Source organism: Herbidospora galbida (assembly GCF_005233835.1).
GTDB lineage: Bacteria > Actinomycetota > Actinomycetes > Streptosporangiales > Streptosporangiaceae > Herbidospora > Herbidospora galbida.
Genome location: NZ_SZQA01000053.1, coordinates 1 through 25,661 on the forward strand (window position 1 = coordinate 1; position 25,661 = coordinate 25,661).

The following is a 25,661-nucleotide window of genomic DNA, read 5'->3' on the forward strand; positions in this document are numbered from 1 at the left end:
CTGGCCCGACGAGGCGCGCGACGCGCTGGTGGGGCTGCTCGGGGCCGGGCGCGCGGCCGTGCCCGTCTGGGAGGAGCTCGACCAGGCGGGGGTTCTCGTACGCCTGATCCCCGACTGGGAGCGGGTGCGTCACCGGCCGCAGCGCAACCCGATCCACACCTACACGGTCGACCGGCACCTGATCGAGACCGTCGCCGGGGCCGCCGCGTTCACCCGCGAGGTGGCCCGGCCCGACCTGCTGCTCATCGGCGCGCTGCTGCACGACATCGGCAAGGGCTGGCCCGGCGACCACTCGACCACCGGCGAGGTGGTCGTCCGCGACATAGCGGCCCGCATGGGCCTGCCGGCGGCCGACGTTGAGGTGCTGGCCACGATGGTGCGCCACCACCTGCTGCTGCCCGAGACCGCGACCCGGCGCGACCTCGACGACCCGGTGACGATCTCCCGGGTGGCCGAGGCGGTCGGCTCCCACGAGGTGCTCGAACTGCTCGCCGCCCTGGCCGTGGCCGACGGCCTGGCCACCGGCCCGGCCGCCTGGAACTCCTGGAAGGCCAACCTGGTCTCCGACCTGGTCAGGCGGGTCAGGTCGGCGCTCGCGGGCACCCCGCCCGCGCCCGCTCCCGCGCTGTCGGCCGAACAGGCGTCGCTGGCGCGGCACGGCGGCGGCGCGATCCGCGTCAACGGGGGAGCGGTCACCGTCGTCGCCCCCGACCGGCCCGGCCTGCTCTGGCGGGCCGCCGGGGTGCTGGCCGCCCACCGTATGGTCGTGCGGTCGGCGTCGGCGGCCTCGGCCGGTTCGACGGCCGTCATCGAGTTCGCGGTGGTGCCGGAATACGGCTCCCCGCCCGACCCCGCCACGCTGGAGGCCGACCTGCGCCTGGTGCTCGCCGGGCGCCTGGACATCGAACAGCGGCTGGCCCGCCGCACCCGCTCGCTGCGCCCGCCCCGCGTGCCGGTCGCACCGCCCCGGGTGACCCTGGTCGACGACGCCTCGAACACCGCGACCGTCGTCGAGGTCCGCGCGCACGACCGGCCTGGCCTGCTGTGGAAGATCGGCCGCGCCTTCGGCGACTGCGGCCTGGACGTGAAGGCGGCCAGAGTGGAGACTCTGGGAGCCGAGGCGGTCGACGTCTTCTACGTCGTCGACCGTGCCGGCCGCCCCATCACCGATGAGGCGCAACGTGGTCAGGTGAGGGAGCATGTCCTTTCTGCACTCCGTTGATCATGTTTGAGTGCTTCAGTCCACTTACCACTTGGTAACGATTGTGTCCTCGGAGATGGGTAACCCCGTGGCCGATCATGACCTTGTGGTCGAATTGTGCCCGCTTGTATGGCTATGTCACTTCACGCTGTCAGGAGTGTGAAGGGCTTTTTGTCAAGTACGAATGGCGGGGGCCGGTGTCCACTCACAAGCGGGCAAGCCGTTTCGCGCTGCGCAACTGGCGTGTGCCCACAAGGCTCACTGCGCTGATCCTCGCGCCGACGCTCATCGCGGTCATCCTGGCCAGCATGCGGGTCGTCGGCTCAGTAGACAGCCTCTCCGCCTACGAGCGGACGGCGACCGCGGCTGAATACGCCGGTCGCCTGCGGGAGCTCGCGCAGCAGCTGGCGGCCGAACGCGACCACAAGGCCTGGCTCGACGGCCTGGTCGGCGTCCAGAGCGCGCTGCGCAACGCCGACGAGACGATCCGCCAGCATCGGGACACGCTGGCCGACCAGAAGCTGGTCGTCGACGGCATGATCAAGACGTCCGCGGCCGATCTGCGCGCCGTCGACGAGTCGTTCGGGCCGCGCGTCGTCGAAGACGCCCGCCAGGTGCTCAACCGCCTGGAGACGGTGGCCGACAGCCACGCCGCCGAACGCGACGACGACCCGGCGACCTCGATCTTCTTCGAGTACGGCGCCACCATCGCCACCGTCCTGCGCCTGCACGACGACCTCGGCGAACTCAGCGACGACCCCGGCGTGGTCGGCGCGTCCCGCGCGCTGAGCGCGCTGGCCCACGTCAAGGACGAGGCCTCGCAGCAGCGGGCCATCCTGGTCGGCGAGCTCCTGGAGCCCCGCCAGTCGTTCACCCCCGACGACCTCCAGAGCTTCCTGGGCTCGTGGTCGCGGCAGGAGACGTACGAGAGCTCCTTCAACGCCGAGGCGACCACGAGCCAGTTCCAGGCCTTCCACACCGCCCGGATCGGCAAGGCGAGCACCGACGTCGAGATGGCCAAGGCCTGGGCGGTCGCCCTCGGCTCGCGCAACCAGCCGCTGAAGCCGATCCCCGGCCGGGTGCTGACCGCGCAGGACTGGTTCCGCGACAACGGCACCGTGCTCGACGCGATCTCCGAGGTCGAGGCGCAGGTGGCGACCTCGCTGCGGACCCGCGCCGACGACCTGCGCTCGACCGAGCGCCGCAGCGCCATCGTGGCCGCCGCGCTGATCCTCGCGCTGATCCTGCTGGTCCTGGTGACGACCGTGCTGATCGCCCGCTCGATGGTGCGCCCGCTGCGGCGGCTGCGCGTCGAGGCGCTGGAGATCGCGGGCAACCGGCTGCCGGAGATCGTGCGCCGCATGCGCGAGTCGGAGACGGGCGACACCTCCCCGGCGGTGCAGCCCATCGCGGTCGAGAGCCAGGACGAGATCGGCGAGGTCGCGCAGGCCTTCGACGAGGTCCACCTCCAGGCGGTCAAGCTGGCGGGCGAGGAGTCCCGGCTGCGCAACAACGTCAACGCGATGTTCGTCAACCTGTCGCGGCGCACCCAGACCCTGGTCGAACGCCAGATCTCGCTGATCGACGGCCTGGAGCGCGGCGAACAGGACGGCGCCCGCCTGGCCGACCTGTTCAAGCTCGACCACCTGGCCACCCGCATGCGCCGCAACTCCGAGAACCTGCTGGTCCTCGCCGGGCACGAGACCGCGCGCAAGCGCAGCTCCCCGGCCCGGCTGGTGGACGTCGTGCGCGCCTCGCTGTCGGAGGTCGAGGACTACGAGCGGGTGACCGTGCGGGTGCACCGCTCGCCGGCCATCGCCGGGCACGCCGCCAACGACGTCGTGCACCTGGTGGCCGAGCTGGTCGAGAACGCCATCTCGTTCTCGCCGCCCAGCACCAAGGTCATCGTGTCGAGCAGCCCGATCGAGGGCGGTGCGGTGCTGCTGGCCATCACCGACAACGGCATGGGGCTGAGCCCCGACGAACTGCTGGAGATCAACACCCGGCTGGCCGAGCCGCCCGTCGTGGACGTCTCGGTCTCCCGCCGCATGGGCCTGTTCGTGGTCGGCCGCCTGGCCGGACGCCATGGCATCCGCGTCCAGCTCCGCCGCGGCGACAGCACCGGCATCATCGCGATGGTCCTCTTCCCGGCCGAGCTCATCAGCAACGCCGACGCCCCCGCCCCGGCCCCGCAGCAGCCCCAGATGACCCGGTCCCGGCCGGAACTCCCCACGGGCCCCCTGCCCGCCGTCTCGACCGGCCCGTTCACCCAGAACACGGGCCCGATCAGCGCCTTCGGGACGGGTCCCCACGCGACCGGTCCCGTCCAGGGCGGCCCGGGCGGCCTGCCCCAGCGCAAGCCCCCGTCGCCCCGCACTCCGGCCGACGACTCCTTCGCCTCGCCGGGCGGCCGGGTCCCCCGCCAGAGCCAGCCCCCGGGCGGCACCTTCCCCGGCTTCGAACGCCGCCACCCGAACAACCCGACCAGCTCACCCAACTCGACCGGCCCCATCGGTTCGCCCAATGCGACCGGTCCGATCGGTTCGCCCAATGCGACCGGCCCCATCGGCTCGACCGGTTCGACGGGCCCGATCGGATCCACGAGTCCGACCGGCCCGATCGGCTCCACCGGTCCGATCAGCCGGATCGGCCAGGCGGGTGCGGCTGGTCCCGGCGGTCCGGCGGGTCCCGGCGGTCCGGCCGGGCAGACCGGCAGGTTGCGGCCGTCGACCGGGGACACGCAGCCGACGCCGGTCGCGCCGCCGTTCACCGAGCACTCCGGCGCGTTCCCCGTTCTCGGGGCGCCCGCAGGCTCGGGGGCGCCGCCCGTCGGGCGGCCGGTGGCGGACACGCCGCTGGAGCGGGGTGACGAGTTCCTGCCGATCTTCGCGTCGGTCGAGTCGTCGGCCTGGTTCACGCGGCCGGACCCGGCCGCCGCTCCCGCCGCTCCTGGGGCTCCAGATGCCCCTGTGACGCCTGAGGCGACTCCGTGGGGCCGGCATGCCGATCAAGGCTTCCAGGCGGCCCGTGCGGCCAACGAACCGGCCTCGGGGGGCGTCACACAGTCGGGGCTCCCGAAGCGGACGCCTCGTGCCAACCTGGTGCCGGGTTCCGTCGGGACGCCGCCCCAGGGAGGGACGGGCACGCCGCCGCCGGAGTCACCCCGGCCCCAGGTCTCGCCCGAGGCCGTACGCGACCGGCTGTCCAGTTTCCAGCAGGGCGTACGCCGAGGGCGGGCCGAAAGGACGCAGGAAGGCACGGGTAATGAGGAGGAGGGCTCGTGACTGAGCTCAGCGTCGACGTCAGCAGGTTCGACTGGCTGATCACCGACTTCGTGGGCGGCACCCCGGGGGTGGCCCACGCGGTGGTGGTATCGGCCGACGGCCTGCGCCTGGCCCACTCCAACGGGTTCCCGCCCGACCGGGCCGACCAGCTGGCCGCGGTGGCGGCCGGGCTGGCCTCCCTGACCACCGGCGCCTCCCGGGTGTTCGAGGGCGGACCGGTCCGGCAGACCGTCGTGGAGATGCAGCGCGGACTGCTCATGGTGATGTCGATCAGCGACGGTTCGGCCCTCGCCGTGATGGCGTCACACGATTGTGATCTGGGCCTTGTGGCGTACCAGATGACCCTTCTGGTGGAGCGCGCCGGACAGGCGCTGACCCCGGCTCTGCGTGCCGAGCTGCACTCGGCGCGGCGGTGATGCCCGATGCGCGCGGGTGAGGGGACCGAGGACGAACCCCTTTTCCGTCCTTACGCCGTCACCGGAGGACGCGCCGAGCCGCGTTACCATCTGGCGATGGAGACGCTGGTCTCCACGGCGACCATGATGGGCGATGACTACTCCCTGCTCGGCCCCGAGCAGGAGGCGATCATGACGCTCTGCCGATCCGTGCGATCGGTCGCGGAGATCTCCGCGCTGCTCCGGGTCCCCCTCGGGGTGGCACGGGTGCTGATCGCCGACATGGCCGACGAAGGGCTGGTGCGTCTGCACATGCCACAGCTCATCAGCTCTGGTCAGCCCGACCTTAACTTGCTCGAAAGGGTGCTCAGTGGACTTCGCAGGCTCTAGTCGCGGCCTGACCTCGACGAAGATCGTCGTGGCGGGTGGTTTCGGCGTGGGCAAGACGACGTTCGTCGGCGCCGTCTCGGAGATCCTTCCGCTGACGACCGAGGCCGTCATGACCGACGCCAGCGCGGGGATCGACGACCTCGGGCTCACGCCGGAGAAGACGACCACCACGGTCGCCATGGACTTCGGTCGTCTCTCCCTCGATCAGGATCTGATCCTTTACCTGTTCGGAACCCCCGGGCAGCACAGGTTCTGGTTCATGTGGGACGATCTGGTCCGCGGCGCGATCGGTGCGGTCGTTCTGGTCGACAGCCGCAGGCTTGCCGACAGCTTCCCGGCGATCGACTACTTCGAGGAGGCGCAGCTTCCGTTCGTCGTGGCGCTGAACGGGTGGGACGGCGTGTTCATGCACGCCGAAGAGCAGATTCGCGAGGCTCTGTCGCTGCAGCCGCACGTGCCCATCGTGCGGACGGACGCGCGGTCCCGCGAAGCCGTCAAGTCCACCCTGATCACCCTTGTTGAGTACGTACTGACCGTACGTTCCGCATACGGTCGGCAATACTGATCGGGAACAATCCGCACCTCACGGGCATTGAGGGCCATCTGTCCCCGGCAGGTGGCCCATGTTTTTGTCCGGGTTGTGGCGGTTCGTGGATGTTTGAGAGTTGGGATCCCATTTCACTGGTTGACAGGATGCTGAAGCATCCTTCAAATCGAAGTGTGAACGTCCAGCTAACAATGTCCTGAAAAGTCTTGATCTGTGTTGATACGTGCTGCAACACTCCCCCTTTGGTCTGCCCCCCTGCAGACCATCAGGCAAATTTCAGAAGGAGTAGCGGTCGTGTCCCGAATCCGGCACACCCGTCATCTGCCGGCTGTTGTCACCGCCGCCGGCCTTGTCCTCGCCCTGGCCGCGTGTGGCGGCTCGAACTCCGCCAACACGGCGGACGGCGCCGCCGCGCCGAGCGCCACCGCCGCGCAGCTCGACCCGAACGCCGATCTCACCAAGCAGAGCCTCACCTTCACGATCTGGGACGGTTACAGCCCCGAAGACCTGAAGGAGCGGGTCAAGGAGAAACTCGGCTTCAACATCGAGAAGGCCATCCACGACACCAACGAGACCGCGATGGCCAAGATCATGGCCAGCAGGGGTGTCGGCTTCGACGTTGCGTTCGTCTCGGGCCAGTACGCCCAGGCCCTCAACGAGGCAGGCCTGCTGGAGCCCCTGCACAAGGAGCTCATCCCGAACCTCGCGAACCTCTACCCCGAGGCCTCGAACCTGTCCTACGACAAGGGCAACAACTTCTCGGTTCCCTACACCTGGGGCACGACCGGCATCTGCTACCGGACCGACCTGGTGAAGCCCGCTCCCACGAGCTGGAACGATCTTCTCCAGCCGAAGCCGGAGTACGAGAAGAAGATCACCCTCATGACGACCGAGCGCTGGCTCGCGCTGCCCGCCCTCAAGGCCATGAACGCGTCGATCAACACCACCGACGACGCCGTGATCGCCAAGGCCAAGGAGATGCTCGAGGCCGCCAAGCCCAAGCTCCTCGCCTTCGACGACACCGAGTTCGGCGCCAAGGTCGCCAAGGGCGAGGCCGTCATGGCCGAGGCCTGGGACGGCTGGTGCCCCACGGGTGAGCCCAACGTCGCCTTCACCGTTCCCAAGGAGGGCAGCGACCTCTGGGTGGACACGATGGTGATCCTGAAGGCGTCCAAGAACAAGGAAGCGGCGCACGCCTTCATCAACTTCATCCTCGACCCGGAGCAGCACGGCTGGGCGGCGACGAACATCCTGTACAAGGTTCCCAACAAGGCCGCCATGGAGAAGATCCCGGCCAGCGTCCTCGCCTCGAACGAGCCGCTGAAGTACACGCCGGCCGACCTGCTGCAGGGCGAGTCGATCATCGACCTGGGCGAAGACTCGGTGAAGTACACGACCCTGTCGACCGAGGTCACCGCCGCGCAGTGACGCAGTGACGGGCACCGCGGCGGAGTCCCCGGGGGCTTCGCCGCTTTTCGCCGCGTGCGTTGGAACGATCGTTTACCGCGAGAAGAGAACCCCAATGTCTGCTGAGAAGCCGCTGACCGTCCTGTTCATGCCGGAGAGCGCGTACGGGCCCACCAACAACTGCATCGGCATCGGAGACGTCCTCCTCAAGCGCGGCCACCGTGTGGTGTTCGCCGCCGAGGCGTCGTGGAAGGGCAAGCTGACCGCCCTCGGGTTCGAAGAGGACCTGGTCGACCTCGCCCCGCCGGCCGAAGACGCGGAGGAGCAGGACGCGGGCCAGTTCTGGAAGGACTTCATCCGCGACACCGCGCCCGAATACCGCAAGTCGACGCAGGAGCAGCTCGAGACGGTCACCAAGCCGATCTGGGACGCCCTCATCGACGGCGCCAAGTACTGCGAGCCCCAGCTCAAGGCGATCATCGAGCGGGTGAAGCCCGACGTCATCGTCGAGGACAACGTCATCGCCTTCCCCGCGCTGCTCACCGCGGGCGTGCCGTTCGTGCGCATCATGTCGTGCAACCCGCTGGAGATGCGCGGCGAGGGCGTCGCCCCGGTCTTCTCGGGTCTCCCGGCCACCGGTGAGGGGTGGAAGGAGTTCAACGCGGAGTACGACCGCACCCACCGCGAGATCTGGACGGCGTTCAACGAGTGGGTCGTGGAGCAGGGCGCCCCGCCGCTCCCGGACCTCGACTTCATCCACGAGGGTGACGCGAACCTCTACGTTTACCCCGAATTCCTCGACTACACTGTCGAGCGCCCGCTCGGGCCTTCGTGGACCCGGTTGGATTCGTCGGTACGCGAGACGGATGAGGACTTCACGTTGCCGTTCGAGCGCGGTGACAACGCGCTGATCTACTTCTCGCTCGGTTCACTCGGTTCGGCCGACGTCGAGCTGATGCGCCGGGTGATCGACGTGCTGTCGCGTACGCCGCATCAGTACATCGTCTCCAAGGGCCCCCTCCACGAGGAGATCGAGTTGGCCTCCAACATGTGGGGCGCCGAGTTCGTCCCGCAGACGAAGATCATCCCGCTGGTGGACCTCGTCATCACCCATGGCGGCAACAACACCACCACCGAGGCGCTGCACTTCGGCAAGCCGATGATCGTGCTGCCCCTGTTCTGGGACCAGTACGACAACGCCCAGCGCGTCGACGAGAAGGGCTACGGCGTCCGCCTGGACACCTACAAGTTCTCCGACGAGGAGCTCATCGGCGCCGTCGACCGCCTGCTCGGCGACTCCGCCCTCCGCGCCGACCTGGCCGCGAAGGGCGAGGAGCTCCGCCGTCGAGACGGCCTCCGCGTGGCCGCGGACGTCATTGAGAAGGTCGCGGCCAAGTAAGAAGCACCATTCGCACTGGATGTCCGATTCGGCGATCCGGGTGTAATTCGCTGATCTGGTAACAGTGTGTTCCAATTTCTGGTGCCATAGAGGGCAACAGGAGTGACAGGCGAGAGGTTGTAAAAGCCAGTGACAACGCACGACCCGCGAGGTGGCCTCGGCATCGAGGCAGGCGTGCAGGAGAAGGCGGCGCCCGCCCCCGCCGCCAAAGCTCCAGGGGCCGCGTTCATGCGGCTGGGAAACTGGCGGGTGCGCTCCCGTCTCGTCGCCCTGATCCTGCTTCCGACGGTGGTCGGTGTCATCTTCGCGGCGGTGCAGCTCACCTCCGCGGTCAACACCTCCGCCGAGTACCGGAGACTGACCGAGGTCGCGCGGCTCGTGGTCCAGCTCGACGGGCTGAACCACGAGCTGGCCCAGGAACGCGACTACACGGCGCTGTTCATCCAGGACGGCCGCAAGAACAGCCGCTTCGACGAGGTCCAGGACGTCTCCGGCAAGGTCGACGAACTTTCCGGCAAGGCACTTGCCACGCTCCAGTCGCTCGACTCCAGCCACTCGACCCGTGTGCTCACCCGGGCCGCCAAGATCGCCGGATGGCTCCGGGGTCTGCCCGGTCTCCGTGAGGGCGTTCTCAACAACGAGAGCGTGCCCGCCCGAGCGGCCATCGTCATGTACACGACGATGATCTCCGAGCTCACCTCGCTGCACGAAGACCTGATCCGCTCCGCCGGCTCCGACGAACGCCTGTTCGCCGACACCACCGCCCTGGCCGCCTTCACCCGGGCCAAGGAGGACATCTCCAAGAGCCGCGGCCTGCTGGCCATCACCCTCGCGAGCCGGCCGCAGCAGCGCAACGTCAGGTTCGACTACGACGACCTGTCCGACTTCCTGAGCGCCGGCCGCGACCAGGACACCCAGCTCGCCATCTTCCAGAGCGAGGCCTCGCCCGCCGACAGCCTGTTCTACCGCCAGACGGTCAGGGGCGAGATGACCGAGCGCGCCCACTCGATGCGCGCCGCCGCCCTCGCCCAGCTCCGCCAGTTCAACGGAGCGATCCAGGACCTCGACCGCACCCGCAACGACGACCTGCAGCGCTGGTTCGACTCCACCACCGCGACCGTCGACCTGATGCGCGAGGTGGAGAAGCGGGTCGGCGACTCGGTCGTCACCCAGTCGGTCGCGCTCCAGGACGCCGAGCAGCGCAGCGCCATCGTCTCCGGTGTGCTGATCGTGGTCCTGCTGCTCGTGGTCCTCGTCATCACCACCCTGGTCGCCGGTTCGCTCACCCGGCCGCTGCGCCGCCTGCGCCGCGAGGCGCTCGAGATCGCCGGTTCGCGGCTGCCCGACACGGTCCAGAAGCTGCGCGAGTCCGGTGAGGCCGCCGACCTGCCCGAGGTCGCCCCGATCGGCGTCACCACCTCCGACGAGATCGGTGAAGTGGCGCGCGCCTTCGACGAGGTCCACCGCGAGGCGATCCGGCTGGCCGGCGACGAGGCCCGCCTGCGGAGCAACGTCAACTCGATGTTCGTCAACCTCTCCCGCCGCACCCAGACGCTGGTGGAACGCCAGCTGTCCCTCATCGACGGCCTGGAGCAGGGCGAGCAGGACGAGACGCGACTGGGCAACCTGTTCAAGCTCGACCACCTCGCGACGCGCATGCGCCGCAACTCCGAGAACCTCCTGGTCCTCGCCGGCCAGGAACCCGCCCGCCGCTGGGGCCAGCCGGTCCCGATCGTCGACGTCGTCCGCGCCTCCCTCTCCGAGGTCGAGAACTACGAACGCGTCGCGATCCAGGTGCAGTCGGGCCCGGCCGTCGTCGGTCAGTCCGTCAACGACGTCGTCCACCTCATCGCCGAGCTGGTCGAGAACGCCATCTCCTTCTCCCCGCGCGAGACCCGCGTCACCGTGTCGAGCAACCGCATCGACGGCGGCGGTCTGATGATCTCCGTAAGTGACGTCGGCATCGGCATGACCGGCGACGAGCTCGCCGCCGCCAACTGGCGCCTGGCCAACCCGCCGGTCGTCGACGTGTCGGTGTCGCGCCGCATGGGCCTGTTCGTGGTCGGCCGCCTGGCCCTGCGCCACGGCATCCGCGTCCAGCTCCGCCAGCAGGACGTCGGCGGCCTCACCGCCATGGTGCTGCTGCCCGAGAGCCTGCTCTCCCAGCCCGCCGCCGCCTTCCCCGGCGCCCCGCAGCAGGGCCTGCCCGCCAACGCCCAGCCCGCGCTGCCCGGGTCGGCGACCGGTTCGTTCGGCGTGCCGGCCCCCGCCGCGTTCGGGCAGCAGCCCGCGCTGGCCAGCCCGACCCCGTTCGAGACGGCGCCGCGGCCCTTCGGCAGCGACGGGCCGCCCGACCCGTGGGCGAGCAACACCGGCGGAACTCCGTTCGACTCCTCGTTCGGCCAGCTTCCGCAGCGCAACCCCTTCGACAACCCGCCGCCCAACGCCCTGCCGCCCGCCGGGCCGCCCGCGGGTCCGCCCGCCACGCAGCGCAACCCCTTCGACCAGCCGGAGCGCGACCCCTTCGCGCCCATGCCGGAGCGGGGCTCCTTCGACACCGGTCCGCGGATGTTCGGCGGGGGGCCGAGCCCGACCGACACCGGTCCGTTCGACCGCAACGCGTTCGCGCGCGGCCCGCTCGACAGCGGCGCCTTCGAGCCGCCGTACGACCAGCGGGGTGGCTTCGACACCGGTGGTCACAGCACCGGTGGTCACGGCACCGGCGGTTTCGCCACGGGCGGCTTCCCCTCGGGCGGCTACCCGCATCCGGGCGCGAACGACACGCCGTGGCCGGGCCAGACGCCCGGAGCCGGCGCGCCTGCATGGCCCGGCGGACCGGCCGAGAACGGTTCCTGGCCGGGCACGCCCGCTCAGCGCGGGCCCTTCGAACCTGATGTCGACAACACCGGACCGCTTCCCGCGGTCCGCAACTCGCCCCTCGACGAGATCGACGAGTTCCTGCCGATCTTCGCCGCCGTGGAGTCCGACTGGTTCCGGCGTGCGCCGGACCAGCCCGAGGTTTCCGGCGACGACGAGAGCCCCGGTGAGCGCACCGCGTGGTCGTCCCCCGCGGTGGACGCCGGCTGGCAGGCCGCCCAGGCGGCAGCCGAGCCCTCACTCGGCGGAATCACCTCGTCCGGCCTGCCGAAGCGGGTGCCCAAGGCCAACCTGGTGCCGGGCTCGGCCGAAAAGGCCGCGCCCTCGGCTCCCGTGCCGGTGGCTCCCGCGCCGTCGCTGTCGCCCGATCGCGTGCGCAACCGCCTGGCCAGCTTCCAGGCCGGTGTACGCCAGGGCCGCGCGGTGGCGAGGGGAGACATCAGCGAGGAGCAGGGTTGGCCCGGGGCAAACCCCGCCCAGGGTCAGGGTCAAGAGACCGATAAGGATGAGGCATGAGGGAAATGAGCCAGGCCGCTCGCGGCGTCAATTGGCTGATCACTGACTTCGTGAACAACGTGCCCGGTGTGGCGCACACGGTTGTGGTCTCCGCTGACGGGTTGCCCCTGGCGTACTCGGAGGGATTCCCGAAGGATCGCGCCGACCAGCTCGCGGCGGTGGCCGCCGGGCTGATCTCGTTGACGCAGGGTGCCTCTCGGGTTTTCGAGGGTGGAGCCGTAACGCAGACCGTGGTCGAGATGCAGCGCGGGCTGCTGTTGATCATGTCGATCAGCGATGGTTCCTGTCTGGCCGTGCTCGCCGCGGCCGACTGTGACATGGGTCTGGTGGCGTACCAGATGACGCTGCTGGTCGAGCGGGCGGGTCAGGTCCTGACCCCGGCCGTCCGCGCCGAGCTCCAGGCTTCCCACCCCCGTTGATCGAGATTAGGAGGTCGCCGTGGCAGGCGGCTGGACAGGTGAGCCCCCGGCGGAGCAAAGTTCGCTGGTGCGCCCCTATGCGGTGACCGGTGGGCGCACGGCCCCGCGAGTTCAGCTCGCCATGGAGGCACTCGTCTCCTCTGTCATAGCGGCGCACGTGGACCTCTCGACCATGCCCCCGGAACGGCAGGCGATCACCTCGCTCTGCCGTCAGGTCAGGTCGGTCGCGGAGATCTCGGCCATGCTGCGCATGCCGCTGGGCGTGACGCGGGTCGTCATCGCCGACATGGCGGCAGAGGGCCTGGTGCAGGTGCACCAGCCGCAGCTCGACGCGGGTAAGCCGGATCTGGGTTTGTTGGAAAGGGTGCTCAGTGGACTTCGCAGGCTCTAGCCGGGGCCTGACCTCGACGAAGATCGTCGTGGCGGGTGGCTTCGGCGTCGGCAAGACGACATTCGTCGGTGCGGTGTCGGAGATCGTGCCGCTCACGACGGAGGCGGTGATGACCGACGCTTCGGAGGGCATCGACGATGTCGGCCTGACGCCGCACAAGACCACGACGACCGTGGCGATGGACTTCGGCCGGGTGTCGCTCGACCAGGATCTGATCCTCTACCTGTTCGGCACCCCCGGTCAGCACCGCTTCTGGTTCATGTGGGACGACCTGGTGCGGGGCGCCATCGGCGCCATCGTGCTGGTCGACACGCGCCGCCTGGCCGACAGCTTCCCGGCTGTCGACTACTTCGAGGAGGCGCAGCTCCCCTTCGTGATCGGCATCAACGGGTTCGACGGCAGCTACCCCCACGGGGAGAACGAGGTGCGCGAGGCGCTGTCGCTGTCGCCGCACACCCCGATCGTGCGCACCGACGCGCGGTCCCGTGACTCGGTGAAGAACACGCTGATCACCCTGGTGGAACACGCTTTGACGATGCGGGTCGCGGTCCCCGGCTGGCAGCGCTAGCCGGGGACCCCGGTCCCATGCTTCTGGTCAGGCACCGCTAGTTGGGCACGGCCTCGATGACGCTGGCCCACCCGGTCAGCGGCAGGATCCGCGCCGTGGTCAGGCCGCTCTTCTCCAGCAGCGTCTGATACTCGGCGGGCGTCCGCTCCATGCCGCCGCCCGAGAGCGACAGCATCCGGATGTCGCCGTCCTTGCCCACGTGGGGCGAGTCGTCGTCGCTCAGCACGATCTCCAGGATCAGCACCCGTCCGTCGTCGGGCATGGCCGCCCGGACGTTGCGCAGGATCCGCACGCTGTCCTCGTCGCTCCAGTTGTGGATGACGTTGGCCAGCAGGTACACGTCCGGGCCGCTCGGGATGCCGGCGAAGAAGTCGCCGACGACGAACTCGCAGCGGTCGGCGAGGCCGGCCTCGGTCAGCGCTTCCCGTCCGCTGCCGAGCACCCGCTCCAGGTCGAACAGCACGCCTTCGAGGTGCGGGTTGGCCTTGAGCAGCGCGCCAAGGATGTGCCCGCGCCCGCCGCCCAGGTCGATGACCTTGCGGGCGCCGCTCAGGTCGTAGCCGGCGGCCAAGCCGGCCGCGAAGGGCTCGGCCCGGACCGTCATGTAGTGGTCGAACAGCACGGCGATCTCGGGGTGGCGGCCCACGTACTCGTAGACGTGGCCGAACTTCTCCTTGAAGGCGCTGCGGCCGGTCCGGACCGTCTCGGGGAGCTGGCCCATGGCGTACCAGAAGGCCTCCTGGCCGACCATGCGCACGGCCGAGCGGACCGAGCCCGGCACGTCCTCGCGCAGCAGATGGCCCGACTCGGTGAGTTCGTATCCTTCGGGGACGGTACGCAGGAAGCCCATCGACGCCACCTCACGCAGCGTCCGGTGCAGCGACAGCGGGTCGGCGCCGCAGCGCTCGGCCAGGACATCCGCCGTCAGCGGGCCGGCCGCGAGATGGTCGGCGCAGCCCAGCTCCGCCATCGTGGCGAGGGCGGCGAAGCGGGAGATCCCGTAGATCGCATCCCATACCGGGGCGGCCGGGTCGTTCTGGGTCACCTGGTCTCCACTCCAAATCCGTGCGTGTTGCGGTGCGGGGTCATGCCGCGGACGAGACGGCCGACTTCGGCGCGGAGCCGTACGAAGGCCTCGAGTTCGCGGGTGTGGATCTGGTCGCGCGGCCCCGGCAGCTGGACGGGCAGGTCGCCCACCACCGTTCCGGGGGCCTTGCTGAGCACCACGACGCGGTCGCCGACGTAGACGCTCTCGTCGACGTCATGGGTGATCAGCAGGATGGTCATGCCGTGGTGGGCGCAGACGCGGAGGGTCAGATCCTCCAGCTCCTCGCGGGTCTGCGCGTCGACCGAGCCGAAGGGCTCGTCCATCAGCAGCAGTTTCGGCTGGTAGGCGAGCGCGCGGGCGATCGACACCCGCTGCTGCATGCCGCCGGACATCTCCCACGGGTACTTGGCCGCGGCCCCGGCCAGGCCGACCTGTTCGAGGGCGGCCATGGCGGCGGCGTCGCGCCGCTTCTTGTCCAAACCGCGGCGGCGCAGCGGCAGGCCGACGTTGGCCAGCGCCGACATCCACGGGTAGAGCGAGCGGCTGTAGTCCTGGAACACCACGGCCAGGTTCTCCGGGCTGCCGGCGACGGGTTTGCCGTCGAGCAGGACGGTTCCGCCGGTGGGTTTGATCAGCCCCGCGATCGACCGCAGCAGGGTCGACTTCCCGCAGCCCGACGGCCCGACGATGCAGACCACCTCGCCTTGGGCGACCTTGAGGTTGACGCGGTCGATGGCGCGGTAGGAGCCGTAGGTGTGGCTCAGATCGACTAACTCAAGCACCGGATCTTCCTAAACGTTGCGCCTGGCGTTGGCGTGCCAGGACAGGACGCGGCCCTCGGCGACGAGGAACAGGGCGTTGAACAGCAGGCCGAGCACGCCGAGCAGGACGATGTGCGCCCAGACACCGGTGTAGTCGTAGGACTGCTGCGCGTAGAGCAGGCTGTAGCCGATGCCACTGTTGCTGCCGACGAGTTCCGACACCACCATGAGGATCAGCGCCAGCGACAGGCTCAGCCGGAGGCCCGCGAAGATCTTCGGCATGGCTGAGGGGAGGATGACGCGGCGGAGGATGTCGTACCGGCTGAACTGGAAGACCCGTGCGGTCTCCAGGAAGCCCTTGTCCACCGCCCGGACGCCGTCGGTCGTGTTGACCAGCACCGGCCAGATGACGCCGAAGACGATGACGGCGAGCTGGGTGGGGGTGCCGATCTTGAACAGGACGAAGAAGATGGGCACCAGTAGCGGCGGAGGCAGGGCGCGCAGGAACTGCAGCACCGGGTCGGTGTACTCGGCCAGGCCGCGGATCCGGCCGAGGGCCACCCCGAGGGCGATGCCGAGCACGCCGGCGATGGTCCACCCGGCGAGCAGCCGCCCCAGGCTGGGCCCGAAGGTGTCGAGCGCGCTCTCGGTGAGCAGCAGCTGGGAGGCGGGGCCGCTCAGCCACATGTCGTAGAACTGGGTGGCGATCCGGCTGGGCGGCGGGAAGTACGGCGACTCGGTCACCCGCGTCAGCAGTTCCCACAGCACCAGCGTCACGGGCACGATCCAGAACCGGAGCACGCCGGAGGTCGCTCGTCTCACGTGGCGGCCCCCGCTCTGGCGCGATGCCACCGGAACAGCCGGTTCTCTCCGGCCACGAGCAGCGCGTTGACCAGGATGCCGAACAGGCCGACCAGGATGGTCGCGCCGATCATCAGGTCGAGCCGGTTGCCGCTCTGCGCGATGGTGATGTAGACGCCGACGCCCTCGATGCCGCCGGCGATCAGTTCCGACGTCACGACCAGCACGATCGCGACCGAGGCGGCCAGCCGGATGCCGGTGGCGATGAAGGGCGCGGCGCCCGGCAGCACCACCCGGTAGGCGACCGAACCGGGACCGAAGCCGAAGCTGCGCAGGGTCTCCTTGGCCAGCGGGTCGACGTCGCGCACGCCGTAGATGGTGTTGATGAGCACGGGCCACAGGGCGGCGTACACCGCGACCGTGATCCGCATGTGGGTGGTCTCCGAGTACAGCAGGATGACCAGGGGGATCAGCGCGACCGACGGGATCGGCCGCAGGAACTCGATCAGCGGCCGCACCGCCATCTCGGCGGGTTTGACCATGCCGAGCAGCAGCCCGGCCGGCACGGCGATCGCGATCGTCACCAGCAGCGCCAGCGCCCACGTGGTCAGGCTCGACCGGGCGCTGACGAGGAACTCCGGGTCGGTCAGCAGTTCACCGGCCCGCAGCAGGACAGTGGAGACGAGGGGCAGCCTTTCGGTGTCCCACGCGCCCAGCCGTCCCGCCGCCTCCAGAACGGCGAGCAGCCCCGCGGTCCCGATGAGACCGCGGAGCAGACTCGCCCCGTTTACCTTCGGCACGTCGTCACTGCGCGGGGGCAGCCGGAGCCATCAGGGCCTTGACGTCGAAGCCGGCCGGGATCATGCCGTACTCCGTCAGCGTGTCGGCGACCCGCTGCAGACGGGCCTCGCTGAGCGAGGTGGAGTAGGTGCCCAGGGCGATGACGGCCGCGGTGGCGGCGTCGATCTTGGTGTACTTGGGCAGCGCCTCCTCCACGACCTTGCGGTCGGAGGCGGCCAGGGTCTGCGCCTTGGCCAGGGCGCGCTGGAACGCGGCGACCGTCTTGGGGTTCTCGCTGGTGAACTTGTCGGTCATCACCCAACCGGCGATGGGGAAGTTCTCCAGCGGACCGGCCATGCTGTCGGCGACCTTCTTGGCGCCGGCCTTGGCGTTGGCCGAGATGAACGGCTCGGCGACCCAGATCGCGTCGACGGTGCCGGTCTCCAGCGCCGCGCCCATCTCGGGCAGCGGCATGGCGACGTACTGCTCCTTCTCGTTGATGGTGACGCCGGCGACCTTGGCGGTCGCGGTCACCGCGAGGGTGCCGATCGCGTTGAGGGTGTTCACCGCGATCTTCTTGCCGGCGAGGTCGGCCGCGGTGTTGATGGCGGCGTTGTCACCCTTGGCCATGATGACGAAGTTGTCGGGGGCGGCCTGGTAGCTGTCGGCCACCACCTTGAACTTGCCCGCGCCCGCCTGCTGGGCGAGGAACAGCGCCACGTAGTTGCCGAGCATGGCGTCGAGCTGGCCCGCCACGAGCTTGGGCGTGGCGGCGGCGCCGCCGACCTCGACGGAGATCTTGACGTCGAGGCCCTCTTCCTTGAAGAAGCCCCGGTCCAGAGCGATCTGGATGGGCGCGGCGTCGGGCACGGCCACGACGCCGATGGTCAGGGCGCTCTTCTCCAGCCCGCCGGAACCGCCGGTGGCGGAGCTCTCGGGCTCGCCGGTGCCACAGGCCGAAAGAGTCAACGCAGCCAGTACGCCCACGATGAGCGTCCGGCCCGCAAATAGGCGCCTCATAGGTTGAGTCTCCTTAGATGGGGGGATCGCACCCGCCCATGGCCGAAGATCGCGGGGCCCGGCGGGCGACGGCGAAGACTGTATCGGTTCGAAATCACCATCAACAGGAATAAGAGCACTATGTCACCAAACTTGTAAATAAATAAGGTCCTGTGACTTTTGGGGGGTTAAGTGAAGTAGTGGGCGTTTGGACCGGTCCATCGAACGTCTGACCCGGATCCTTCGATTCCATCAGGCCGTGACCTGGCCTGCGGTAACTATGTGATGAATCGTCATCTTTGGAGCGGTCCAAAACCAATGTGACTATTGGTGGACCTCCTAGTCATATGCTCCAATTGCCCCTGGCTTATGGGAGGTATCCCGAAGAAAATTGAAATTTCTTTATCGGAAGGGTGCGGCCTGTGAGGACGGCAACGATCGAACGTGATCACCGCACCGCGCCTGAGGCGCCGCCGGAACCCCCAAGGGAGCCGGCCGGTCATCGGGACACGACATCCAGCCGGATGGCGTTGCACAACTGGCGGGTGCGTAACCGCCTTATCGCACTGATCATGATTCCGACCGTCGCGGCGGTCGTTCTCGGCGCCATGCGCGTCATCAGCGCGGTTACCAGTGCCGCGGAATATCAGCGGGTGAGTGATATCGCCGCGTTCACGGGAACGCTCGGCGACCTCATCCAGGAGATCGAACTCGAACGAGATTTGACAATTCCGTACATCGCCGACAGGCGAAGTCAAGAGTCCGATCTCAACCTAATCGACGCACAACAGAACAAAGTGGACGTGCTTGCTGAAAAGGTGCGAGCACGCGTGCCGGAGATCCAGGGATCTCTCGGTGACCTCGGTAAAGAGAAGCTGACGCGGGTCGACGGTCGTCTGTCCGAGCTCAAGAACCTTCGCGAGATCACCATCAAGACCCAGCTCCCCGCGCTGCCCGCGGTGGACAAGTACTCCCTCGTCATCGGCGACCTGCTGCGCTTCTACGAGGAGGTCGGCCAGGCCGGCACCGACGAGTCCATCGACGGCACCGCCGCCGCGCTGACCGCGCTGGCCCGCGCCAAGAACGAGCAGTCGATCATGCGTGGCCTGCTCTCCCTGGGCATCAAGATGCGCAACTTCACGCCGATCGAGCTGGACGCCGTGACCGCCGCCCGCAAGCGGTTCGAGAGCGAGATCGCCGCGTTCCGCGCCGCGGCCACCCCGGCCGAACGGCAGCTGTACGCCGACACCGTGACCGGCTCCCGCGTCGACCAGGCCGAGTTCCTGCGCGGCTCGGCGATGGAGCGCATCCGCCTCGACCGCCAGCTGGTCAACCTCGACGGCACCCCCGGCGAGGACTCGGAGATCTGGTTCGAGTCCAGCACCTTCGGCATCAACCGGATGAACGAGGTCGAGAAGCAGCTGGTCGGCTCGGTCGTGAAGCAGGCCGACGCACTGGCCGCCTCCGACCAGCGCGGCGCCCTCATCAACATCCTGGTCGTCGTGGTCATCCTGGCGCTGGTGCTGCTCATCACCACCGGAATGGCCCGCTCGCTGACCACGCCGCTGCGGCGGCTGCGGTCGGAGGCCCTGGAGATCGCCGGGCACCGGCTGCCCGACCTGGTCCAGCGGCTGCGCGAGTCCGACGCCGCGCACGACTCGGTCCCGCACGTCGCCCCCATCGGCGTCAGCGGCTCCGACGAGATCGGTGAAGTGGCGCGCGCCTTCGACGAGGTCCACCGCGAGGCGGTCCGGCTGGCGGGTGACGAGTCGCGGCTGCGCAGCAACATCAGCGCGATGTTCGTCAACCTCTCCCGCCGCACCCAGACGCTGGTGGAGCGGCAGATCGCCCTGATCGACGGCCTGGAGCAGGGTGAGCAGGACGAATCCCGGCTGGCCAACCTGTTCAAGCTCGACCACCTGGCGACGCGCATGCGCCGCAACTCGGAGAACCTCCTGGTCCTCGCCGGCCAGGAACCCGCCCGCCGGTGGAGCCAGCCGGTGGAGGTCACCGACGTCGTGCGCGCCTCGCTCTCCGAAGTCGAGGGCTACGAGCGCGTCGTCATCAACGTCCCCGGTGAGGTCGCGCTGGCGGGTCAGGCCGTCAACGACGTCATCCACCTCCTCGCCGAGCTGGTCGAGAACGCCCTGTCGTTCTCCGCCCGCGACACCCGCGTCATCGTCTCCGGCAACCGCATAGACGGTGGGGGAGTGATGGTGTCGGTGACCGACTCCGGCATCGGCATGAGCCCCGACGAGATCGGCGCAACGAACTGGCGGCTGGCCAACCCGCCGGTCGTGGACGTGTCGGTGTCCCGTCGAATGGGGCTGTTCGTGGTCGGCCGGCTCGCGCTGCGCAACGGCATCCGCGTGCAGATCCGCAACCACGACGGCGGCGGTCTCACCGCGATGGTGCTGCTGCCCGAGTCGCTGATCGCCGTGCCGCCCGGCGCGGTCCAGCAGAGCCAGCACTTCGGCACCGGCGGGTACGCCCCCGCCTGGACCCCCAAGGGGCAGCTGCCCCAGATGCCGCCGCAGCACGAGACCACCGGCGGCTGGGGCCCGCCGCAGCTCGGCTCGACCGGTGGACGGCCCGCGCTGCCGTCGCCCGGTCCGCTGGGACCGTCGACGGGCCCGTACAACACCCAGCCCCCGCCGCCCGCCCAGCACACGGGTCCCCACCAGTACACGGGTCCCCAGCACACGGGGCCCCAGCACACGGGTCCCCAGCACACGGGTCCCCAGCAGACGGGGCCGCAGCAGTCGTTGTTCGGCCCGCCACCTCGGCAGCAGGGATCGGTGCCGACCGGGCCGAACGGTGCTCCGGGAGGTCAGCCCACGATGTTCGGACCGCCGCCCCCGATGCCGCAGCAGCCCGGAAACCCGCTGCCCCGGCGCAAGTTCGACTCCGCCCTCGGCGGCCTGTCGGGCCTGAGCGAACGGGACGCCGACGTCACCGGCCCGCTGCCCGCGGTCCGGGAACCGGCCGGACAGGACCGTCCGGAGGAGTTCCTGCCGATCTTCGCCTCGGTCGAGTCGGCGTGGTTCAAGAAGCCCGCCGAGGAGAGCAAGGCGGAGGACACCTGGAAGGAGTCCAAGGCCGACTCCGCGTGGGGGGTCGCCGCCGCGATCCAGCAGCCCCAGTTCGAGGCCAGCACCTCCGCCGGCCTGCCCAAGCGCGTACCCAAGGCCAACCTGGTCCCCGGCTCCGCTGAGCCGGGCCGGCAGGCGGCCGCCTCACCACCGCCCTCGCTCTCCCCCGACCGCGCCAGAAGCCGGCTCTCCAGCCTCCAGTACGGCGTACGCCAGGGCCGGGCCGTGGCCCGGGGTGAGATCAGCGAAGACGAGGGTTACCCAGGAAGAGGGGAATGACCAGCGTGAGAGAGATGAGCCAGGCCGCCCGCGGCATCAACTGGCTGATCAACGACTTCGTGATGTCGGTGCCGGGCGTCGCCCACACCGTCGTCGTCTCGTCCGACGGCCTTCCGCTGGCCTACTCGGACGGATTCCCGAAGGACCGCGCCGACCAGCTCGCGGCGGTCGCGGCCGGCCTGATCTCGCTGACCCAGGGCGCCTCCCGGGTGTTCGAGGGAGGCCCGGTCACGCAGACCGTCGTGGAGATGCAGCGAGGGCTGTTGCTGATCATGTCGATCAGCGACGGCTCCTGCCTGTCGGTGCTGGCGGCGGCCGACTGCGACATGGGGCTGGTGGCCTACCAGATGACGCTGTTCGTCGAGCGTGCCGGTCAGGTACTCACGCCCGCGGTCAGAGCGGAACTCCAGGCTTCCAACCCGAGGAGATGACCATGGACTCGTGGGGGTCGCCGCCCTACGGGGGCGGCCAGCCGCCACCGCGCCCGGAGCCGGCCTCGCCGGTCCGCCCCTTCACCGTCACCGGCGGCCGCACGACACCGCGCATGCAGCTCGCGCTGGAGGCGCTGGTGTCGTCGGCCACGTCGCTGCAGCACGACCTGTCCCAGCGGCCGCCGGAGTACCGGGCGATCAGCTCCCTGTGCCGTCAGGTGCGGTCGGTGGCGGAGGTGTCGGCGCTGCTGCACATCCCGCTCGGGGTGATCCGCGTGGTGATCGCGGACATGGTCGCCGAGGGCCTGGTGCACGTGCACCAGCCGCAGTTGGACGCCGGGATGCCGGACTTGGGCTTGTTGGAAAGGGTGCTCAGTGGACTTCGACGTCTATAGTCACGGCGGCGGCGCGAGCCGCAGCCTGACCTCGACGAAGATTGTTGTGGCGGGTGGCTTCGGGGTGGGCAAGACCACCTTCGTCGGGGCGGTCTCGGAGATCGTCCCGCTGACGACCGAGGCGGTGATGACCGACGCCTCCAAGGACATCGACGACCTCGGCCTGACACCCAACAAGACCACGACGACGGTGGCCATGGACTTCGGCCGGGTGTCCCTGGAAGAGGATCTGATCCTCTATCTGTTCGGCACCCCTGGTCAGCACCGTTTCTGGTTCATGTGGGACGACTTGGTCAGAGGCGCCATCGGCGCCATCGTCTTGGTGGACACGCGGCGGCTGGCCGACAGCTTCCCCGCGGTCGACTATTTCGAGGAGGCCCAGCTCCCGTTCATCGTGGGCATCAACGGCTTCAACGGCCTCTACCCCCATGCCGAGGACGAGATCAGGGAGGCCCTCACCCTCTCGGCCCACGTCCCGATCGTCCGTACGGACGCCCGGTCCCGCGATTCGGTGAAGAACGCCCTCATCACGCTGGTGGAGCACGCGCTCACCTCGCGTGTGGGCGGTCCTCGCTGGTGAGCGGATAGGCTTGGGGGGCCGGGGGTAGTCCCCTGATCCACGACGATTCCCTTCGAGGCTGGCCAATCACGTGTTCGAGACGCTTTCCGACCGGCTGACTTCGGTCTTCTCCTCGCTCCGGTCCAAGGGCAGGCTTTCCGACGCCGACATCGACGCGACCTGCCGTGAGATCCGCATCGCCCTGCTCGAGGCAGACGTAGCGCTGCCGGTGGTCAAGGACTTCGTGGCCCACGTCAAAGAGCGGGCCCGGGGAGCCGAAGTATCACAGGCGCTGAACCCGGCGCAGCAGGTCGTGAAGATCGTCAACGACGAGCTGATCGAGATCCTCGGCGGCGAGACCCGCCGCCTGCGCCTGGCCAAGACCCCGCCGACGGTCATCATGCTCGCGGGTCTCCAGGGCGCCGGTAAGACCACCCTGGCCGGCAAGCTGGCCCGCTGGCTGCGCGACCAGAACCACGCGCCGCTCCTGGTGGCCTGTGACCTCCAGCGGCCCAACGCGGTGCAGCAGCTCTCGGTGATGGCCGAGCGCGCCGGGGTCGCCGTCTACGCGCCCGAGCCGGGCAACGGCGTCGGCGACCCGGTCCGGGTGGCCCGCGAGTCGATCGACCACGCCCGCCGTCAGCAGCACGACGTCGTCATCATCGACACCGCCGGCCGCCTGGGCATCGACCAGGAGCTGATGGCCCAGGCCGCCCACATCCGCGACGCGGTCAGCCCCGACGAGGTGCTGTTCGTGGTCGACGCCATGATCGGCCAGGACGCCGTCACCACGGCGCAGGCGTTCATGGACGGGGTCGGCTTCGACGGGGTCGTCCTCACCAAGCTCGACGGCGACGCGCGAGGCGGCGCGGCCCTGTCGGTGCGCCACATCACCGGCCGCCCGATCATGTTCGCGTCCACGGGTGAGAAGCTCGAGGACTTCGACGCCTTCCACCCCGACCGCATGGCGGGCCGGATCCTCGACATGGGTGACATCCTCACCCTGATCGAGCAGGCGCAGCGCACGTTCGACGAGGCCGAGGCCGCCAAGATGGCCGGCAAGCTGGCCTCGGGCGACGACTTCACGCTCGACGACTTCCTCGAGCAGATGATGATGGTCCGCCGCATGGGCCCCATCAAGAACCTGCTCGGCATGATGCCCGGCATGGGGCAGATGCGCGACCAGCTCAACCAGGTCGACGACAGAGACCTCGACCGGGTCGCCGCCATCATCCGGTCGATGACCCCGGGCGAGCGGTCCGAGCCGAAGATCATCAACGGCTCCCGCCGGGCCCGCATCGCGCGCGGCTCCGGCGTGAGCGTCACCGAGGTCAACAACCTCGTGACGCGCTTCTTCGAGGCGCAGAAGATGATGAAGCGCATGTCGCAGGGCATCGGCATCCCCGGCATGCCGGGAGGCAAGCGCAACCAGAAGCAGGCCAAGCCGAAGAAGGGCCGGCGCGTGAGCGGCGACCCGCGCAAGGCCGGTCTGCCGAAGGAGCCCGCCGCCGACGCGCCGGCCAAGCAGCCGGGCGGCATGCTGGGCAACCTCACCCCCGGCAAGCTGCCCAAGGGCCTGGAGCTTCCGCCGGGCTTCGACCCGTCGAAGTTCAACCTGCCCGGGCAGAAGTAGCCGCTCAGATCTGGCACAATGTCATGTTGGAACATCGTGGTCCGGCGGGCGCCCTCTAATCCCCGCCTCCGCGCCTGTCCCTGGAGTGGCCGCCACCTCGTGCCCCACTCGATGTGACGCCGCTCATCCATTTTTGAAGCAGGAGAGACCACACCCGTGGCAGTCAAGATCAAGCTCAAGCGGCTCGGCATGATCCGCAACCCGCAGTACCGCATCGTCGTCGCCGACAGCCGCACCAAGCGTGACGGCCGTGCGATCGAGGAGATCGGGCTGTACCACCCGAAGGAGCACCCCTCGCGCATCGAGGTCAACTCCGAGCGGGCGCAGTACTGGCTGGGCGTCGGCGCGCAGCCGACCGACCCGGTCCTGAAGCTCTTCAAGCTCACCGGTGACTGGCAGAAGTTCAAGGGCGAGGCCGCTCCGGCCCCGCTGCTCGTCGCCGAGGCCCCGGCCGACCGCCACGCCGCCTACGAGGCCGCCGCCAAGGAGGCCCTGTCGGCCGACACCGGCGCCGCCACCACGCCGCGGAAGTCGAAGAAGGCCGAGCCCAAGGCCGAGACCGCCGCCGAGGCGCCCGCCGAGCCCACCTCGGAAACCGAGGCCTGACATGCTCGAGGAGGCCCTCGAGCACCTGGTCAAGGGCATCGTCGAACATCCCGACGAGGTCCGCGTTCGCGCGCGGAAGATCCGCACCGGGCGTGTCCTGGAGGTGCGGGTCCACCCCGAAGACCTCGGCAAGGTCATCGGGCGCGGGGGCCGCACGGCCAAGGCGTTGCGCACCGTCGTCAACGCCCTGTCCGACGGCAAATACGTGCGGGTCGACCTGGTCGATCTGAACGAAGCCCGCTGAGCGAGACGCGGACGGCCGAAAGGCCGGCTGTGGCTCGCGCCGGGAACCTGCCAAAGAACAAGCAGCCCCGTCATCCCGGGAGACCGTCATCGGTCACCCGGGATCGTCGTTTCTGGAGAACTCCTATGCAGCTCGTCGTCGGCCGGATCGGCCGCCCCCACGGCGTCCGCGGTGAGGTGACCGTTGAGGTCCGCACCGACGAGCCGGGAGAGCGGTTCGCGCCCGGAGCGCGGCTGGTCACCGACCCGGCCTCCCGGGGGCCGCTCACCGTCCGCCAGGCCCGCTGGCACAAGGGCATCCTGTTGCTGTCGCTCGACGGGGTCGACGGGCGGGAGGCCGCCGAGGCGCTGCGCGACACGATGCTCGTCATCGACTCGGCCGACATCGCGCCCTCCGACGACCCCGACGAGTTCCACGACCACCAGCTCATCGGGCTGGCCGTGGTGAACGCCGAGGGAGAGAGCCTCGGCGAGGTGACCGACGTGCTCCACCACGGGCAGGACCTGCTGGTCGTCAAGCGGCCCGGCCGCGACGACGCCTACGTGCCGTTCGTGAAGGCGCTGGTGCCCGACGTCGACCTCGCGGCCGGGCGGCTGGTCGTCTCGGCGCCTCCGGGCCTGTTCGACCTCGACGCCTGAC

The 25,661-nt window shown here is 69.5% G+C and carries 24 protein-coding genes; 19 read left to right on the forward strand and 5 right to left on the reverse strand.

The features are described from left to right. The 11 genes from FDA94_RS34940 to FDA94_RS34990 form a co-directional block, all read left to right on the forward strand. The coding region (locus FDA94_RS34940) for an ACT domain-containing protein (RefSeq protein WP_137251332.1) at positions 1-1,222 on the forward strand (1,222 nt) is incomplete at its 5' end. A gap of 176 nt (positions 1,223-1,398) precedes the next feature. Continuing rightward, entirely contained in the window at positions 1,399-4,485 is a 3,087-nt protein-coding gene (locus tag FDA94_RS34945) for a nitrate- and nitrite sensing domain-containing protein (RefSeq protein WP_170991259.1), read from the forward strand. Continuing rightward, positions 4,482-4,901 (forward strand): roadblock/LC7 domain-containing protein, encoded by a 420-nt coding sequence (locus FDA94_RS34950; protein WP_137251334.1) that lies wholly within the window; start codon positions 4,482-4,484, stop codon positions 4,899-4,901. Before FDA94_RS34945 ends, FDA94_RS34950 begins: the two co-directional genes overlap by 4 nt. Before the next feature lie 6 nt (positions 4,902-4,907). Next, positions 4,908-5,270, forward strand: coding sequence for a DUF742 domain-containing protein (locus FDA94_RS34955; protein WP_030455643.1), 363 nt, complete (start codon positions 4,908-4,910; stop codon positions 5,268-5,270). A gap of 7 nt (positions 5,271-5,277) precedes the next feature. Continuing rightward, positions 5,278-5,835 (forward strand): GTP-binding protein, encoded by a 558-nt coding sequence (locus FDA94_RS34960; protein ID WP_034385780.1) that lies wholly within the window; start codon positions 5,278-5,280, stop codon positions 5,833-5,835. A gap of 276 nt (positions 5,836-6,111) precedes the next feature. Further along, on the forward strand, positions 6,112-7,245 hold the full coding sequence (locus FDA94_RS34965; RefSeq protein ID WP_137251335.1) for a polyamine ABC transporter substrate-binding protein: 1,134 nt from the start codon (positions 6,112-6,114) through the stop codon (positions 7,243-7,245). Between the two features lie 94 nt (positions 7,246-7,339). Next, entirely contained in the window at positions 7,340-8,623 is a 1,284-nt protein-coding gene (locus FDA94_RS34970; RefSeq protein ID WP_137251336.1) for a glycosyltransferase, read from the forward strand. Between the two features lie 129 nt (positions 8,624-8,752). Beyond that, a complete protein-coding gene (locus FDA94_RS34975; RefSeq protein WP_137251337.1) occupies positions 8,753-12,016 on the forward strand; it encodes a sensor histidine kinase in 3,264 nt (1,087 codons plus the stop codon). Then, positions 12,013-12,435: a roadblock/LC7 domain-containing protein gene (locus FDA94_RS34980; RefSeq protein WP_061296951.1), complete on the forward strand. Its 423-nt coding sequence runs from the start codon at positions 12,013-12,015 to the stop codon at positions 12,433-12,435. Before FDA94_RS34975 ends, FDA94_RS34980 begins: the two co-directional genes overlap by 4 nt. A 19-nt stretch (positions 12,436-12,454) precedes the next feature. Next, positions 12,455-12,826, forward strand: a complete 372-nt coding sequence (locus tag FDA94_RS34985) for a DUF742 domain-containing protein (RefSeq protein ID WP_030455649.1) — start codon at positions 12,455-12,457, stop codon at positions 12,824-12,826. Positions 12,827-12,833: 7 nt separating this feature from the next. Continuing rightward, positions 12,834-13,394 (forward strand): GTP-binding protein, encoded by a 561-nt coding sequence (locus tag FDA94_RS34990; protein ID WP_062439545.1) that lies wholly within the window; start codon positions 12,834-12,836, stop codon positions 13,392-13,394. Positions 13,395-13,431: 37 nt separating this feature from the next. On the opposite strand, the gene FDA94_RS34995 is transcribed toward FDA94_RS34990, so the two are convergent. The 5 genes from FDA94_RS34995 to FDA94_RS35015 are packed head-to-tail and all read right to left on the reverse strand — an operon-like array spanning position 13,432 to position 17,804. Further along, complete coding sequence (locus tag FDA94_RS34995; RefSeq protein WP_246060326.1) at positions 13,432-14,439, reverse strand: methyltransferase; 1,008 nt, start codon at positions 14,437-14,439, stop codon at positions 13,432-13,434. Then, entirely contained in the window at positions 14,436-15,224 is a 789-nt protein-coding gene (locus FDA94_RS35000) for an ABC transporter ATP-binding protein (protein ID WP_137251338.1), read from the reverse strand. Before FDA94_RS35000 ends, FDA94_RS34995 begins: the two co-directional genes overlap by 4 nt. Positions 15,225-15,233: 9 nt before the next feature. Next, positions 15,234-16,025 carry an ABC transporter permease gene (locus FDA94_RS35005; protein WP_170991260.1) on the reverse strand — a complete coding sequence of 264 codons (792 nt, stop codon included), beginning with the start codon at positions 16,023-16,025 and terminating at the stop codon, positions 15,234-15,236. Next, positions 16,022-16,804 carry an ABC transporter permease gene (locus FDA94_RS35010; RefSeq protein WP_137251340.1) on the reverse strand — a complete coding sequence of 261 codons (783 nt, stop codon included), beginning with the start codon at positions 16,802-16,804 and terminating at the stop codon, positions 16,022-16,024. The genes FDA94_RS35005 and FDA94_RS35010 overlap by 4 nt, the downstream gene beginning before the upstream one ends. Positions 16,805-16,808: 4 nt before the next feature. Then, positions 16,809-17,804 (reverse strand): ABC transporter substrate-binding protein, encoded by a 996-nt coding sequence (locus FDA94_RS35015; RefSeq protein ID WP_137251341.1) that lies wholly within the window; start codon positions 17,802-17,804, stop codon positions 16,809-16,811. 587 nt (positions 17,805-18,391) lie between these two features. Here FDA94_RS35015 and FDA94_RS35020 point away from each other — a divergent pair. The 8 genes from FDA94_RS35020 to rimM all read left to right on the forward strand — a co-directional run bounded on the left by FDA94_RS35020 (position 18,392) and on the right by rimM (position 25,660). After that, positions 18,392-21,154, forward strand: a complete 2,763-nt coding sequence (locus FDA94_RS35020; RefSeq protein WP_246060329.1) for a nitrate- and nitrite sensing domain-containing protein — start codon at positions 18,392-18,394, stop codon at positions 21,152-21,154. After that, the gene (locus FDA94_RS35025) at positions 21,151-21,585 is read left to right on the forward strand and encodes a roadblock/LC7 domain-containing protein (protein ID WP_030455657.1); all 435 of its coding nucleotides are present in this window, start codon (positions 21,151-21,153) and stop codon (positions 21,583-21,585) included. Before FDA94_RS35020 ends, FDA94_RS35025 begins: the two co-directional genes overlap by 4 nt. A 2-nt stretch (positions 21,586-21,587) precedes the next feature. Continuing rightward, positions 21,588-21,980 (forward strand): DUF742 domain-containing protein, encoded by a 393-nt coding sequence (locus tag FDA94_RS35030; RefSeq protein WP_030455658.1) that lies wholly within the window; start codon positions 21,588-21,590, stop codon positions 21,978-21,980. Positions 21,981-22,005: 25 nt separating this feature from the next. Further along, a complete protein-coding gene (locus FDA94_RS35035) occupies positions 22,006-22,560 on the forward strand; it encodes a GTP-binding protein (RefSeq protein WP_137251357.1) in 555 nt (184 codons plus the stop codon). 70 nt (positions 22,561-22,630) lie between these two features. Further along, positions 22,631-24,172 carry a signal recognition particle protein gene (ffh, locus tag FDA94_RS35040; protein WP_137251343.1) on the forward strand — a complete coding sequence of 514 codons (1,542 nt, stop codon included), beginning with the start codon at positions 22,631-22,633 and terminating at the stop codon, positions 24,170-24,172. Positions 24,173-24,328: 156 nt separating this feature from the next. Continuing rightward, complete coding sequence (gene rpsP, locus FDA94_RS35045; protein WP_137251344.1) at positions 24,329-24,778, forward strand: 30S ribosomal protein S16; 450 nt, start codon at positions 24,329-24,331, stop codon at positions 24,776-24,778. A 1-nt stretch (position 24,779) separates the two neighbouring features. After that, positions 24,780-25,022 carry an RNA-binding protein gene (locus FDA94_RS35050; RefSeq protein ID WP_062336076.1) on the forward strand — a complete coding sequence of 81 codons (243 nt, stop codon included), beginning with the start codon at positions 24,780-24,782 and terminating at the stop codon, positions 25,020-25,022. 125 nt (positions 25,023-25,147) lie between these two features. Beyond that, positions 25,148-25,660 carry a ribosome maturation factor RimM gene (rimM, locus tag FDA94_RS35055; RefSeq protein ID WP_137251345.1) on the forward strand — a complete coding sequence of 171 codons (513 nt, stop codon included), beginning with the start codon at positions 25,148-25,150 and terminating at the stop codon, positions 25,658-25,660. Position 25,661: the final 1 nt, after the last annotated feature.

Bases quoted from the DNA above. Each gene is read 5' to 3' on its own strand.
- FDA94_RS34955 (WP_030455643.1), top strand. From the start codon at position 4,908: ATGCGCGCGGGTGAGGGGACCGAGGACGAACCCCTTTTCCGTCCTTAC.
- FDA94_RS34970 (WP_137251336.1), top strand. From the start codon at position 7,340: ATGTCTGCTGAGAAGCCGCTGACCGTCCTGTTCATGCCGGAGAGCGCG.
- FDA94_RS34980 (WP_061296951.1), top strand. From the start codon at position 12,013: ATGAGGGAAATGAGCCAGGCCGCTCGCGGCGTCAATTGGCTGATCACT.
- FDA94_RS35015 (WP_137251341.1), bottom strand. From the start codon at position 17,804: ATGAGGCGCCTATTTGCGGGCCGGACGCTCATCGTGGGCGTACTGGCT.
- FDA94_RS35020 (WP_246060329.1), top strand. From the start codon at position 18,392: ATGCGCGTCATCAGCGCGGTTACCAGTGCCGCGGAATATCAGCGGGTG.
- FDA94_RS35025 (WP_030455657.1), top strand. From the start codon at position 21,151: ATGACCAGCGTGAGAGAGATGAGCCAGGCCGCCCGCGGCATCAACTGG.
- FDA94_RS35030 (WP_030455658.1), top strand. From the start codon at position 21,588: ATGGACTCGTGGGGGTCGCCGCCCTACGGGGGCGGCCAGCCGCCACCG.
- FDA94_RS35050 (WP_062336076.1), top strand. From the start codon at position 24,780: ATGCTCGAGGAGGCCCTCGAGCACCTGGTCAAGGGCATCGTCGAACAT.
- rimM (WP_137251345.1), top strand. From the start codon at position 25,148: ATGCAGCTCGTCGTCGGCCGGATCGGCCGCCCCCACGGCGTCCGCGGT.